The sequence below is a fragment of the Chryseobacterium arachidis genome, assembly GCF_900129245.1.
Classification (GTDB): Bacteria; Bacteroidota; Bacteroidia; order Flavobacteriales; family Weeksellaceae; genus Chryseobacterium; species Chryseobacterium arachidis.
Genome location: NZ_FQUT01000001.1, coordinates 642,447 through 656,852, shown reverse-complemented (window position 1 = coordinate 656,852; position 14,406 = coordinate 642,447). Strand labels below are relative to the sequence as shown.

The 14,406-nt window shown below is 34.8% G+C and carries 14 protein-coding genes; 10 read left to right on the top strand and 4 right to left on the bottom strand.

Annotation, left to right across the window (positions count from 1 at the left end):
* Position 1: 1 nt before the first annotated feature.
* A complete protein-coding gene (locus BUA89_RS02930; RefSeq protein WP_072953126.1) occupies positions 2-2,536 on the bottom strand; it encodes a phosphoenolpyruvate carboxylase in 2,535 nt (844 codons plus the stop codon).
* Positions 2,537-2,659: 123 nt separating this feature from the next.
* Here BUA89_RS02930 and BUA89_RS02925 point away from each other — a divergent pair, with 123 nt between their 5' ends.
* From BUA89_RS02925 to BUA89_RS02910, 4 genes are all read left to right on the top strand, one after another.
* Positions 2,660-2,854: a hypothetical protein gene (locus tag BUA89_RS02925; protein WP_072953125.1), complete on the top strand. Its 195-nt coding sequence runs from the start codon at positions 2,660-2,662 to the stop codon at positions 2,852-2,854.
* 53 nt (positions 2,855-2,907) lie between these two features.
* A complete protein-coding gene (locus BUA89_RS02920) occupies positions 2,908-3,114 on the top strand; it encodes a hypothetical protein (RefSeq protein WP_072953124.1) in 207 nt (68 codons plus the stop codon).
* A gap of 107 nt (positions 3,115-3,221) precedes the next feature.
* Complete coding sequence (locus BUA89_RS02915; protein ID WP_072953123.1) at positions 3,222-3,626, top strand: hypothetical protein; 405 nt, start codon at positions 3,222-3,224, stop codon at positions 3,624-3,626.
* Between the two features lie 35 nt (positions 3,627-3,661).
* Positions 3,662-4,267, top strand: coding sequence for a hypothetical protein (locus tag BUA89_RS02910; protein WP_072953122.1), 606 nt, complete (start codon positions 3,662-3,664; stop codon positions 4,265-4,267).
* A 278-nt stretch (positions 4,268-4,545) separates the two neighbouring features.
* Here the strand turns inward: BUA89_RS02910 and lpdA are convergent, their stop codons facing one another.
* Positions 4,546-5,946, bottom strand: a complete 1,401-nt coding sequence (gene lpdA / locus BUA89_RS02905; RefSeq protein WP_072953121.1) for a dihydrolipoyl dehydrogenase — start codon at positions 5,944-5,946, stop codon at positions 4,546-4,548.
* Between the two features lie 100 nt (positions 5,947-6,046).
* On the opposite strand from lpdA, the gene BUA89_RS02900 reads away from it, so the two are divergent.
* The 6 genes from BUA89_RS02900 (at position 6,047) to BUA89_RS02875 (ending at position 10,752) form a co-directional block, all read left to right on the top strand.
* Positions 6,047-6,448: a winged helix-turn-helix transcriptional regulator gene (locus BUA89_RS02900; RefSeq protein WP_072953120.1), complete on the top strand. Its 402-nt coding sequence runs from the start codon at positions 6,047-6,049 to the stop codon at positions 6,446-6,448.
* 213 nt (positions 6,449-6,661) lie between these two features.
* Complete coding sequence (locus tag BUA89_RS02895; protein WP_072953119.1) at positions 6,662-7,825, top strand: iron-containing alcohol dehydrogenase; 1,164 nt, start codon at positions 6,662-6,664, stop codon at positions 7,823-7,825.
* A gap of 203 nt (positions 7,826-8,028) precedes the next feature.
* Positions 8,029-8,490, top strand: coding sequence for a lipocalin-like domain-containing protein (locus BUA89_RS02890; protein WP_072953118.1), 462 nt, complete (start codon positions 8,029-8,031; stop codon positions 8,488-8,490).
* Between the two features lie 72 nt (positions 8,491-8,562).
* A complete protein-coding gene (locus BUA89_RS02885; protein WP_072953117.1) occupies positions 8,563-9,216 on the top strand; it encodes a GDSL-type esterase/lipase family protein in 654 nt (217 codons plus the stop codon).
* Positions 9,217-9,225: 9 nt separating this feature from the next.
* Entirely contained in the window at positions 9,226-10,200 is a 975-nt protein-coding gene (locus tag BUA89_RS02880) for a tetratricopeptide repeat protein (protein ID WP_072953116.1), read from the top strand.
* Positions 10,201-10,314: 114 nt separating this feature from the next.
* Positions 10,315-10,752 (top strand): lipocalin-like domain-containing protein, encoded by a 438-nt coding sequence (locus BUA89_RS02875; RefSeq protein WP_072953115.1) that lies wholly within the window; start codon positions 10,315-10,317, stop codon positions 10,750-10,752.
* A gap of 47 nt (positions 10,753-10,799) precedes the next feature.
* On the opposite strand, the gene BUA89_RS02870 is transcribed toward BUA89_RS02875, so the two are convergent.
* Both BUA89_RS02870 and BUA89_RS02865 read right to left on the bottom strand, forming a co-directional pair.
* Positions 10,800-12,152 (bottom strand): DEAD/DEAH box helicase, encoded by a 1,353-nt coding sequence (locus BUA89_RS02870; protein WP_072953114.1) that lies wholly within the window; start codon positions 12,150-12,152, stop codon positions 10,800-10,802.
* A gap of 224 nt (positions 12,153-12,376) precedes the next feature.
* The gene (locus tag BUA89_RS02865) at positions 12,377-14,026 is read right to left on the bottom strand and encodes an ABC1 kinase family protein (RefSeq protein ID WP_072953113.1); all 1,650 of its coding nucleotides are present in this window, start codon (positions 14,024-14,026) and stop codon (positions 12,377-12,379) included.
* Between the last annotated feature and the right edge of the window lie 380 nt (positions 14,027-14,406).

The window sequence follows — 14,406 nt, the reverse complement described above, 5'->3', positions numbered from 1 at the left end:
TTTATGCCGAATTTCTACTCGCATTAATATTTCCGAACAAAGATCTCGTCACAAGCTTTTCATAAGCCTCTTTATTGCCTTCTCCTTTCTGAATCTTCATTAATGCATATTGCTGAATACTTAACAGCGGAAGAACAATTTTCTCACGGATTTTCACGGATTTTCTTGACAAAGGATCTTCTTCCTGAAGCATTTTAAAGCCTGTCAGTTCCAGCATAATTTCTTTAGACAGAGAATATTCATCAAATAAAACATTCCAGAAAGCACCGAATTTCGGATTATTTTTAATGTAATAGGTCAGTGGGAAATACGTTTTATTCATACTCATCATCGAGTTCAGCACCAATGTTTTAAAGAAATCGGAACCTTTATACAATGCTCTCACTTCTTCAAATCTCCCCTGCTCTTTCATTTTTTGCATCGCAAAACCGAAACCGAAAAATCCGGGAACATTCTGCTTCAATTGTGCCCATGAGCCCACAAACGGAATCGCTCTTAAATCTTCAAACTTAAGTTCATTCCCTCCGCCTCTTTTCGACGGACGGCTTCCGATATTGGTTTTACCGTAATATTCTAACGTACTCATTTCCTGAAGATAAGGAACGAACATCGGATGCGCTTTCAGATCTGAATACTTCTGATAGCTGATATCCGCCAATTCTACAATTAACGCTCTTTCTTTTTCCGTTAATTCTTTCTTTGCATTTTTAAAAACATCGTTCTCGACCCCCGCCGTTAAAAGCTGTTCGAAATTATATTTTGCCTGTTCTTTATTCCCAAAAATACTGGTAATGGTCTGCCCCTGAATCGTTAACTCAATTTTATTATTGGCAATTGTTTTACCCTGAGAAGCATAGAAGTCGTGAGTTTTGCCTCCTCCTCTTGCCGGCGGACCTCCTCTACCGTCGAAGAAAACAACCTTGATTCCGTTTTGTTCGGAAAGCTGGGTCAAGACTTCTTTCGCCTTATAAATTTCCCAGTTGGCTTTCAGATATCCACCGTCTTTGGTTCCGTCCGAGAAGCCAAGCATAATCGTCTGCTGATTTCCTCTTTTCGCCAGATGCTTTTTGTAAACCGGATTTTGATACAATTCATTCATCACGTTTTCTGCATTGGCAAGACCTTCCATTGTCTCGAAAAGCGGAACAATATCCATATTAATTTCCTCATCCTGATAACCACAAACTTTGAAAAATGCATACACATTCATTACATCTTTCACCGCATCAGAATTGGAAATGATATAACGGTTCATTCCTCTTGATCCGTTTAATTCCTGAATCTCTGTGATTTGTGAAACCGTTAATAAAGTATCTTTTACAATATCTTCAAAATCATCAGCATTAATTTTTTCATTAATCCCGATTAATTTATTATATTTCTCTTCGTAGCTCGCTTCAGCATTTCCAAACACTTTAGCAAAAACCTCATCGATCACTTTCTGATGAATTCTGCTGTCCTGACGAACGTCTAACGTCGCAAAGTGGGTTCCGAAGATCTTTACACGGTCTCTGAAATTCACAAGCACATCGATAAACAATGAATTGTGCTGTTCTACCAATATTTTTTCAGCTTCATTCAGCCTTTTTATAATATCTTCTGCCTCAATTTTTTCATTCCTGAAAATAGCGGTATATAATTCAGCGCTCAACTGTCCTAAAACTTCAGAAACACCTCTGAAACTCAGTCTTCTTCTTACCAATTTAAGATTATTGTAGTATGCCTTTAAAATAGCAGACCTTAATTCTTCCGCTACTCTTTTGGTAACATCCGCCGTTACAAACGGGTTTCCGTCTCTGTCGCCGCCCGGCCAGAATCCCAACTGAATAAGGTCTTCATGCAGGTGGAAATGATTATTTTCAAAAGTTGTCTTTATCTTGGTAAAAAGCTCTCCGATGGAATCGTAATAAACATATCTCAGATAATAAATAATGCTCAGCGCTTCATCAATCGGTGTTGGTTTTTCTTTATTAACAAAGGGAGTCTTTCCTAACTGCTGCAACAGCATATCGATGTTTGTAATTGAATCTGTAGTGATCGCATTTCTCAGATCATGTAAAATTCTCTGCACCGAGTTCGGATAAAACTGAGTCGGGTGAGCCGTAAAAACGACTTTTACTGCAAAATCCTTCAGCTTTTCACGGATTTTTTCCAGCTTGTGATCCTGCAATGAACGTTCGTACATATTGGTTACCGTTCCGTTATCGCTTTCGGAGTGAAGATTCGGGAAAGCAGCGTCCTCTATACTATCAAACAGAACCACCTGTCTTTCAATATATTGTATAATTTTAAAAAGCAACTCTGTTTTCTGCTCTTCGGTCTGTAAATCTGTATGATTTTTAAAGAATTCTTCAATGATTTCTTCGGGTGTTTTACCAGCTTCGTAGCCGATCTTGCTTTCTTCACAAAGAAACGGAAGCAGCATCCCGATATTCGTCATTTTATCATAAGGCAGGCTCATAAATAATGAATTATAGATCTGGAACTTATTTTCCACAATCTGCCTGAATTTTTCTGCGCGTTGGTCGTGTATCATATAACAAATGTAGGAGATTTTGTTCTGAATTAATCAGCTTTTTAGTCTAAAAATAATTAAATTTTAATTAAATATCAAATTCAAATATTAAATCTGTAAGTTTGAATTTTAAATAAAAAAATAATGGCATCAGGTTTCATTACCTTACAAAACGGGCAAGACTGGAGTTCCCGATGGTCCGGATATGACTATGTTTTGGAAACAATAATGAACAGATTAAGTTCAGAAGGCGATGAAGGACATTTAAAACAGTGGCTACATTATATTTTACCGACAGAAAATGATGCTGAAAGCGGTTATTGTTTTTTAGACGAATAACTCCTGATCCAAGAGATTCAGAATGTGTTCTGCGTATTATTGATACCAGACTCATGAAAGAAAATTATAAAAAAATATTTTGGAATACCGTAGAAAAATTGAATGCTGAACTCGATCCTGATGAAAGTCCGGGTTATTTAATTAATGGATTGTTTCTCTCTTACCAATACAGTTTAAATCAGGATTATATTGCACCCGAAGATGATGACGAAACACTCATAGAAATTTTTCAAATCGGAGGTTTTGAAATTTGTAGATAAGTATTTATTTCTAATTACTAAACGTAGAAAATTTCATTCGGATCATCATAATTTTGATTATAATACTTTAAATAATTAATTTTACACTTCACACCAATCTGAAACTTATGAAAAAAATATTCTTATTTCTTTTGCCTCTATTATTTTTTACCGCTTGTGGTGACGATTGTTATAATGCACCTCAACCGATTGCTTTTAAATTTGTTGATGTGAATGATGAAAATCTGATCACCAATGGAACGCTGACCACATTTTCTATCCAGGATGAAAATAATGTGGGCGTACAACTGACGAGAACCTCGGATGATATGGTGATTTTGGAAAATGTCGGAGCTTATAACGGAACCAAAAACTACAAGTTCTACTCAGGCGTTAAAGTTTTTGATTTTTCGATCCAGTCGTCTGAATTTAAAGGAGGCTGTGACGGTTTCCAAATCAATAAATTAACCTTTACGGGTGTTGGGATTGACGTAAAAGACGAAAATGGATACTATAAAATTATATTCCAATAACTTTTACTTTGCTACATTTGCAAAAAAAATACAGAATGAAATTATTATTTCCGATTTTATTGTTATGCTCCGGTTTGGTTTTCAGCCAGAAAGCTGTTCCGCATGATTACAAAAAAATCCCGGAAATCTTAGACAATACAGACCTGCTTTATCCTTTTATCGTTCCCGACAAGAAATACAATTACTGGTCGGTTCTTCGCAACAATCCCGATCCGGACAAAGCGATCATTTATGAAAGCCAAACGCCGGATTTCATGACGATTAACGATCCTGCTCCGGAAAAAGGTTTCTTTCAAAAATGCTTGGGCGAAGATTGTTTTTCATATGTTATTGCCTGTGAAAACAGCCAGTCAAAATATTTCTCGAACGAACAACAATTGAGAAGTTTCATTGGATTTGTAGATAATCTTCCGGAAGCAATTTTAATTGCAAATACTTATGGATACACAGTTGATTCAACAAGTCCATTAAGCAGTTCTTATAAAATTGATGACAGCAATATTTCATTATATCTTTCGAAAACAAAAAATTGTCCGCTCAAGAAAGAATCTTTCATTATTAAAATGAATAGAAAAACAGGGAAATCCGAAGTAAAAAGCAACGGAATTTATTTTAAAAGTGAAGAGTGTAAAAAATTATAAAAAATTTATATCCTTTTAATTAAAACGCCTTCAATTCGAGTAAAATTCTGAAAGAATTTGTATCAAGATTTTTTTTATCTATATCAATCAACTCAAATAGTTTAGAAGCTCCCAATACAATTTTTCTCCACTTCGATGCAAAAAATCACTCGAGCCGACGGAAGTCCACTGCACTAATATTTTAACGAATTTAATGACGGAAGCGGGAAGTTACTGCCATCCGTATCATTTTTAGAATGACCTTCATAACTTCCAGCTTTAAGCTTCCAATCATCAAATTAAATATTTATTGCGCCTTGTCCCGAAGCAATTAAATACGCATCTTTCAACGTTTCAGAGTATGTAGGGTGCGCGTAAGAAATTCGGAACATGTCTTCTGCTGTGATCTCGTATTCCTGAGCAATAACGCCTTGTGCAATTAAATCTGCAGCTCTCGCGCCAATGACGTGAACACCCAAAACCTCACCATATTTCGGATCTACCAAAACTTTCGCAAAGCCATCCGTATCCATTGAAGCTCTCGCCCGTGCACTTGCCGAAAACGGAAATTTTCCAACATTGTATGGAATATTATTTTTCTTTAAATATTCTTCAGAATAGCCTACAGAAGCCACTTCCGGCCAAGTATACACTACCCCCGGAATTCTGTCATAGTGAATATGATGTTTCTGTCCGTTGATCGTTTCTGCCACCAAAACACCTTCTTCTTCCGCTTTATGGGCCAACATTGCACCTCCAATCACATCACCAATCGCAAAAATATTGGAAACCGCAGTCTGGTTATTTTCATATACTTTAATAAAACCTCTTTCATCTAATTCAACACCTGTATTTTCTAAGCCTAAGCCTTTAGTAAAAGCCTTTCTTCCGACTGCAACCAAAACAAAATCAGCTTCCAGTTCGTTTTCTGCTCCATTTTTATCTTTAAACAAAACTTTTGCGGAAGATCCTAGATTCTCAGCTTTGTAAACACCTTGATTTAAACGGATATCAATTCCTTCTTTTTTAAGGATTTTCTGAAGATTTTTCCCCAATTCATGATCCATTGTTGAAATCAGATGATCAGCATATTCCAAAATTGTCACCTGAGTTCCAATACGATTAAAAATCGATGCCATTTCAACACCAATCACTCCTCCTCCGATGATTACCATTGATTTTGGTTGTTCTTTTAAAGACAACGCTTCGGTTGAAGTGATAATTCTCTGTTTATCAATCTCAACACCTGGAATTGTAGATGGTTTCGAGCCTGTCGCGATGATATAATATTTTGCAGTGACATCAATAGTTTCATTTTCATTTGTCACTTTTATGGTTGAATTATTGACAAAACTTGCCGTTCCTTTAAGTCTTGTAATTTTATTTTTATTCATTAAAAAATCAAGCCCCGCCGTATTTTTTGAAACTACTTCTGCCTTTCTTTTATACATTTGCTGAAAATCGAGCTCGATTTGATTTAATTTAATCCCGTGTTCATTAAATGTATGCTGAGCCTCCGAAAAATGATGGGTACTGTCCAGCAAAGCCTTTGTAGGAATACAGCCAACGTTGGTACACGTTCCTCCCAAAGTATCATATTTTTCAATAATTGCAGTTTTGTAACCCAATTGTGCAGCTCTTATCGCAGCAACATAGCCACCAGGTCCGGAGCCGATTACGGCAATGTCATAATTTTCCATTTGATTTATTAATTATTTATGATTAAATTTACTTTTATTTTGCAAGTAAATTTAAAACAAAAACTTTCATTTTGCAAGTGATATTTTAGATATTGATATTATGAATAAAAAAAGATCAGACTGCCCTATCAGCTGCTCCCTCGAAATGTGGGGCGACAAATGGTCATTGTTGATTATCCGTGATCTGATGATTAAAAAAGAATGTACTTATGGAGATTTTCTGAAAGCCGGAGAGAAAATTGCGACCAATATTCTGGCATCCCGGCTTCAAAATTTGACAGAAAACGGAATTATCGCAAAAAAAGATCATCCTGATAATAAACTTAAAATTTTGTATTATTTAACTGAAAAAGGTATTGATCTGCTCCCTTTGATCGTTGAAATTAATCTTTGGGGTGATAAATATCTGCAGATTCCCGAGGATAGAAAAAAACTGATTGAGGATATTAAAAAGGATAAGAATAAGTTTATTGAAAAAGCAAAAGCTTATCTTTCTAATTGATTTCCGTAATGTGATTCTGAACGAAATGCAATGAAGTGAAAAATCTATTTTGTGCATAGAGATTTTTCCTACGTCAGAATGACAATTAAATGTTTTTATTTTTTCATTAAACCAATAGTTTTAATAAAATTCAATCATTACAATTTTAAAACTTCTTTAACTTAAATTTCGTTGGGCAATACGTAAATTTGGGTTAAAATAAATTTAAGAACTATGCTTAATTTCGAGTTTAAAAATCCAACAAAAATACTTTTCGGAAAAGGTGAAATTGCAAAAATTTCAAACGAAATTCCTAAAGATGCTAAAGTTTTAATGGTATACGGCGGCGGAAGCATCAAAAATAACGGAGTTTATGATCAGGTTAAAGAAGCCCTAAAAGAGCATGACCTCTATGAATTTGGAGGTGTTCCTGCCAATCCCGAATATGAAGTTTTAATAAATGCTTTAAGTTTTATTAAAGAAAAAAATATTACATTCCTTTTAGCTGTGGGTGGCGGATCTGTAATCGACGGCACAAAGTTCCTGTCTGCAGCAGCCAATTATAGCGGTGAACCTTGGGAAATTCTGAAAAAACCAGTCAGAACATTCGAGGGCGAAGGAATGCCTTTCGGCAGTGTTTTAACACTCCCTGCAACAGGCTCTGAAATGAATTCCGGCTATGTTATTTCAAGAAGGGAAACCAACGAAAAATTGTCATCAGGAGGTCCAGGACTTTTCCCTCAATTTTCTGTTTTGGATCCTGAAGTGGTCAGAACAATTCCTAAAAACCAGATCGTAAACGGATTAACGGATGCATATACCCACGTTTTAGAACAATATATGACCGCTCCATCTTCGGCAGACTTACAGGAAAGAATTGCGGAAAGCATCCTGATCAGTTTGCAGGAAACTGCTCCGAAAGTATTGGCAGATGATTTTAATGCAGATGCAGCCGGAAACTTTATGTGGTGCTGTACCATGGCTTTGAACGGACTGATCCAGAAAGGAGTTATTACAGACTGGGCAGTTCATGCGATGGGACACGAATTGACTGCTTATTTCGGTATTGATCATGCAAGAACTTTAGCAATTATTGCACCTTCTCATTATCGTTATAATTTCGAGTCTAAGAAAGGAAAATTAGCACAATACGCAGAAAGAGTCTGGGGAATTAAAGAAGGAACTCTTGAAGAAAAAGCCGAACTGGGCATCAAGAAAATGGAAGAATTTTTCCACAGTCTGCATATTCAGACCAAACTTTCAGAGTATACAGAAGACTTTAAAGGAACAGCAGAGCGAGTAGAAAAAGCATTTACAGAAAGAAACTGGTTAGGTCTGGGTGAAAATAGAAAACTGACCCCGCAGGATGCTTATAAAATTGTGGAGATGAGCTATTAATAAGCCGGAAGTTTGATGCTGGGTGATGGAAGTTCATTATTTTCGTTTTAAAAAATAGACGATTTGATAGTAGACTTCCTGTACCCATCTTCAAACTTCCTGCCTAAATTGTTTTATTTACAAACATTCGTTTAAAAAACCAAAATTTCATTACGGATATTTCAAATTTATTTATATTTTAGCATATTCTTAAATTTGTGAAAATGAAAAAACAGTTACTTTTATTTGCCTTTTCTGCGTTAGCACTTACTTCTTGCCAAGATGATGATATCCAAGCTTATGAAATGGATATGATGAAAGGTGATTGGAAAACAGTTAAAACGGAAGTTATCGACGGAAAAGATGATAAAACAGTAATCGATGTAATGATACCAAGTGGTTGTTCAACAAAAAATATTACAGAATTCAGAACAGATTATTATACTTCTTATTCTGCCTATACAGGAATTGGAGCAGACTGCCAGCTTGCCAATAAAAGTGAAGGAACTTACACTTATGATACCGAAACCAAGGAAATGGTTATCAAATATAAAAATGACAGCGAAAGAAGATATCAGGTAGTTATTCTTACAAGTTCTGAATTGAGACTAAAACAGAAGTTCGACAATATTGATCAGAACGGAGACATGGTACCGGATGTAACCTATATTTCTTACACAAGATAAAAATAAACTCTCGAATTTTCGGGAGTTTTTTATGAAAAAGAAATTTTAATATAAACTTAAATTATTAAAACAATGAAGAAGATGTTATCAGCATTTTTATTGCTGACCTTTGCCCTTTTCTTTTCACAGGAAAAAAAGCCGATGTTTTGGCAGGACATACAAGATTTCAAAAAATTAGATCAGGAAAACCCTCCAGCAAAAGATGCCATCCTTTTGGTAGGAAGCTCGTCTTTTACAAAATGGAAGGATGTTACAAATTATTTTCCGGATAAAACCATTATCAACAGAGGTTTTGGAGGATCACGACTGACGGATCTTAATTATTATGCCAATGATCTTTTAAACTATCAACCGAAACAAATTATTATTTACTGTGGTGAAAACGATTTTGCAGATAATGATAAGCTTAAAGCTAAAGTAGTTGTCGACAGATTTAAGACATTTTACAAAAAAATCAGAGCAAAATTCCCGAATATCGAGGTTGATTATATTTCCATAAAATATTCTCCAAGCCGCGAGAAACTGTGGCCACAAATGAAAGAAGCCAACAAAAAAATAGCCGCTTTTATGAAAAAACAGCCTAATTCTGAATTCATCGATATCACAAAAGTAATGGAAGATTCCAACGGAAATGTAAGAAAAGAGCTTTTCGTAGAAGACATGCTTCACATGACTCCTGAGGGATATCAGCTTTGGACCAAGGTGATGAATCCTTATATGAAATAATTTTTAAACATGATAAAAAAACTAATAACCACTTTAATTCCGATTTTCATTTGTTCTTTATATTTTGGGCAAAAAAAGAAAGACGGATTTGATAAAGGAAAACTCATTCAGGAACTTGCGGATGGTGCTTGTAAATGTTCAGATTCAATTCATCTATTAAACAGAAGTAAAAGTGATATTTTAAAAGATATCCAAAGCTGTATCGATAAACAAACCGGAGCATTACAAATGGGTACTTTACTTGGAAGCGCAGAAACTTTAGAAAAAGATGCCCCTGTAGTAAACGGCAAAAAACAAATCAATCTTACATTTAATACAGATAAAAATTCTAAACAGTATATCGACAGCTATAACGAACTGGAACGATATTTAATGAAAAACTGTGAAAGTGTAAAAAATATAGCGATAGTTTCGGAAACTAAAGATGAAGGATTTTCGAATGATAAAGAAGCCATGGAATTCTATCATAATGGTCGGTTGGCCGCAGAAAAGGAAGACTGGAAAGAAGCCATTAAAAATATGGAGAAAGCCGTAAAAAAAGATCCAAAATTTATTTACGCTTGGGATGCATTGGGAATTAATTATAGAAGATCTGGAGAATATGACAAAGCAATTTCAGCTTATAAAAAATCTCTTGAATTAGATTCCAAAGGAAAAATGGCTTTACAGAATATTCCGATCGTATATATTTACAAAAAGGAATTCCAAAAGGCAATTGACGCTTATATGGATCTTGATAAAGTATATCCTGAAGACCCCGAAGTTTATTACGGAATAGGAAATGTATATTTTAATGCATTAAAAGATGATGAAAAAGGACTGGACTATATCTGTAAAGCATACAGAATTTATACAAATCAAAAATCACCTTACAGAACTGATGCAGAATCATTGATAGGAGCCATCTATAAAAGTATGAAAGAGAAAGGTAAAACTGAGAAATTTAAAGAGATTCTAAAAAATAACAATATTCAATTTGATTAAACGGAACTCCCTTTTTAAGGGAGTTTTTTATGCAACTTTACATAATATAATAAATTTGGTCGCCATTGATTTTTTTCATTTCTTTGCCGAAAATTAATAACAATAAATCAAACAATGAAGAAAATTTTATTTCTGGCAATAGCCTCTACCATTGCCTTAGGATCATGTAGCAACAATGACGACGAAGAGAATCTTTCACAAACGGTTGTCGGAACCTGGAAACCAGTAATGGAAAAAGTGATTTCAGGAAGTAACGGAAGCATAATTTCAACCGATAATTTCGATACCTGCTACAAAAAAAGTACATTTAATTTCAAATCAAATAATACATTAACTACCAATACTTACGAAAATGTAAGCGGGACATGTACAAATTATGGAGAAGAAACCGTATCGTATTCTTACAATCATTCAAGCATGAAAATTACTATTGATGGTGATGAATACGAAGTAATTGCTCATAATCAGAATGAATTCCAGGTAGTGGGTGATTATGATGATAAAAATGGTGATGGTATAGAAGATAAAGTGGTCTTAGTTTTAGCAAGATAATATCTATATACAACAAAACTCCCTCAAATTGAGGGAGTTTTTATTTATTATTTCTTTCTTTTCGATTTTGAAATAGCCTTCTGTTGAGCTCTGTTGGCTCCGAATTTTTTCGGTGCTTTTCTTTTTGAAGGTCCGCCCCAGTTTTCTTTGGTATTTTTTGCTTTCTTTTCGTGGAAAGCTCCTCCTCCGTCATTTAATTTAACCTGTGCGGGGTTTTTCATTACGACAAGATCTTCTTCAGAAGCAATTTTTTTCGGATTAATTTTTACCTCTTCAGGGAAATCAATGAATTTCAAATCTTTATCCATCAACAATTCGATGTCAAGAACCAAAGCTTCTTCTTTTTTCGTCACAAAAGTAACTGCCTTACCATCCTTATCTGCCCTACCCGTTCTACCGATTCTGTGAATATATTGTTCAGGAATATCCGGAGTTTCAAAATTAATAACGTGCGTAATATCAGAAATATCCAAACCTCTCGCCATAACGTCCGTTGTAATCAAACCTCTTATTTCTTCATTTTCAAAGCGTTTCATGGCTTTCAATCTGTAGTTCTGAGATTTATTCGAGTGGATTACATCAAAATGTTCAGGGAAAAGCTCATCAATTTTTGTAAACAACAGATCTGCATTTTTCTTGTTGTTGGTAAAGATCAATACTTTAGACATATCGGCATCTGTTTTCAGCAAATGCTCCAACAAATTAATCTTCGTATTGAAATTTTCAACTTTATAAGCCGTTTGTTCAATTTTTTCAAGTGGAGTACCGGATTTCGCCAAAGAAATTTCAACCGGGCTTGCAAAATATTCATCCAGCATTTCGTCAACGGATTCGGTCATGGTTGCAGAAAACAAAATATTCTGCCTCTTTTCCTTCATCATTTCGAAGATGTGCGTCAGTTGCGGTCTGAAACCTAAATTCAGCATTTCATCAAACTCATCAATGATCAGTTTCTGAACTTCCTTCAAAGAGATCGCGTTATCAATCGCCAAATCCATTACCCTACCCGGAGTTCCCACCAGAATATCGCAGCCATCGTTAAACAAAAGTTTTTGAGTATTGATATTTTTACCTCCATAAATTCCAATCACTCTTGCAGTAATATTTTCCGTTAATTTCTCCAGAATTTCTGTTACCTGTACCACCAATTCTCTCGTAGGAACCAATACCAAAACAGTTGGATTCCCGGTTTTATTGTATTTCCACGTCTTCAAAACAGGCAAAAGATACGCTAATGTTTTCCCGGTTCCGGTCTGTGCAATTCCCATTACATCTCTTCCGGAAAGTATCGGCTTTAAGCTCTTTTCCTGAATCGGTGTAGGTTCAAATAAATTAAGGTCCGCTAAAACATCAAGAATTTTAACCGGAAGGTCAAAATCTGCAAAAGTGAGTTTCTCCATTTTGCAAAGATAGGCATTTAATTTTTTAAACTTTAGTGGGAAGCTTGAAGATGGGTGATGGAAGTTTTTATGTTCGAAATAAGAGTCGTTTGTCATTGCGAGAAGCGAAGCGACGAAGCAATCTCTTCATAATCTTAACTTAACCGTATCTTAATGGTTTAAAAATTTAAGTTTTAAGCTGAGATTCTTCCTTTGTCAAAAGGACATTTTGATGCATAATTTATTTACTTTCTCGTAATCCTCAACAAAATAATAATCACCAACAAAACAGAAAAAATAAAGCCCAATACTGCCACCAAAGACATTTCTCCAATTCTCGGACCTGATTCTGAAACAAAAACAATTGCCGTTGCAATAATATTTGCTCCTAAAATCATGGCCAATATTAAATTAATAATGCTTGATTTAATGAGCTGGTTTGTCTTTTCAATATTCTTAATTTCGCTGGAAACTGTGAATTTATTTTCGTCTAATTTCTGTAAAACTGAACGCAGTTCTTTGGGAATTTCATCAACATTATCCGTGAAATTCATCATTCTGTCTACCCCAGTTTTCAGAAGATTCTGAGGACTGATCTTTCTGGTAAATATTTTTTTCGTGAAAGGACTTAAACTTTTTACGACATCGAGATCAGGATTGATATTTCGTCCAACACCCTCTATCAAGGTAATTCCTTTAAACAAAAGATAAAAATAATCCGGCATCTGCAGTCGGTTATCCTGCAGCACATCTTTCATTTTATTAATGACTTCCTGTGCATTGATTTCTTTTAAAGAAGTACTATGAACGAAATTCAGAATATCTTCCACATCATTTTCAAACCGTCTTTCATCCGGAATTTGATAATTAATTGCCATTTTTTTCAGATACCGTACAATTTTATGAGGGTTTTTGGCGACAAAACTGACAATTAAATTTTCAAGGACTTCTTTATCATTCGGCGGAATTTTTCCTACGGCTCCGAAATCAATAAAAACAACCTTTCCGTCTCTTTTCACTAAAATATTTCCAGCATGAGGATCTGCATGAAAAAATCCATAATCCATAATCTGGGTTACAAAAAGCCTCAAACCAACCTCAGAAACGTTTACCGGATCAAGATTATTCTCTAACAGAACAGATTTATCCGTCACCTTGATTCCGTCAATAAATTCCATACAAAGAATATTATTGTTAGAAAGCTCTTCATAAACATTGGGAACGTAGGTTTCTTTATTATTTTTAAAATTTCGTCGGAATTGCAGGATATTTTCCTTCTCATTAATCAAAGAAACTTCTTCAAGCAAAGACCTTTCAAATGTAGAAATTGCCTGTTTCAAATTCAGTTTTTCGCCCAATTCAGAATAGGAGGAAACCAGCTTTTCAAGATCTTTAATCAGCAACAAATCGTCTTCAATGACAGTCTGTACATCGGGTTTTTTAATTTTTAGAATCACCTCAGTTCCATCCAGCAAAATAGCTTTATAAACCTGAGCAATCGACGCTGTTGCCAACGGATCTTTCTGAATATCAGCAAAATATTCTTTAATGGAAATATTAAATTCATTTTCAAGAATTTCCTCAACATTCATTTCGACCGTTTCTACTTTATCCTGCAGCTTCTGTAATTCCTGAATCAGCTCCGGCGGAAGAAGATCTTCCCTGTTGCTGAAGGTCTGTCCAAGCTTCACAAAAGTAGGTCCCAGTTCTTCCAAAACTAATCGGATTCTTTCATAAACGGTTCCTTTGGAAACAATTTCGTCAGGATTTTGGGAAATTTCTACCTGCTTATTTCCGTTATTCATTCTGGCCAACAGATCTTTAAAGCCGTACTTACTTAATATGGAAATCAGTCTGGCGGATCTTTTTAATTTTCTTTGCTGCTTATCAAACATGTCTTGAAATGTAGTTGCAATTTAATTCAAAAATTATTCCTTTTAAAGATTTTAGTTTTCTATTTTAAATCGTTTCTTTTTTATAATTTCCCTTTCAGTTTTGTCATTCTGAAAGAAGCACACAGGATTGAAGAATCTATTTTAAACGAAAAGATAGCGAAGATTTTCTTTAAAATGATTAAAAATATTTTTTTGTTCGCAAAGACATTTCACTCAACAAATGATAATAAAGCGGTTCAATATTTTAAATTTATTCAATCTAGTTTGTCTTTCCGTAGTCTAAACGTAGTATTAAAATATAATATTGAAAGATTTACGTTTAGATTCCCTGCAGAAAGACAAACTTTATGGCTATCTTTCTTTCTTGAATAGATGACTGC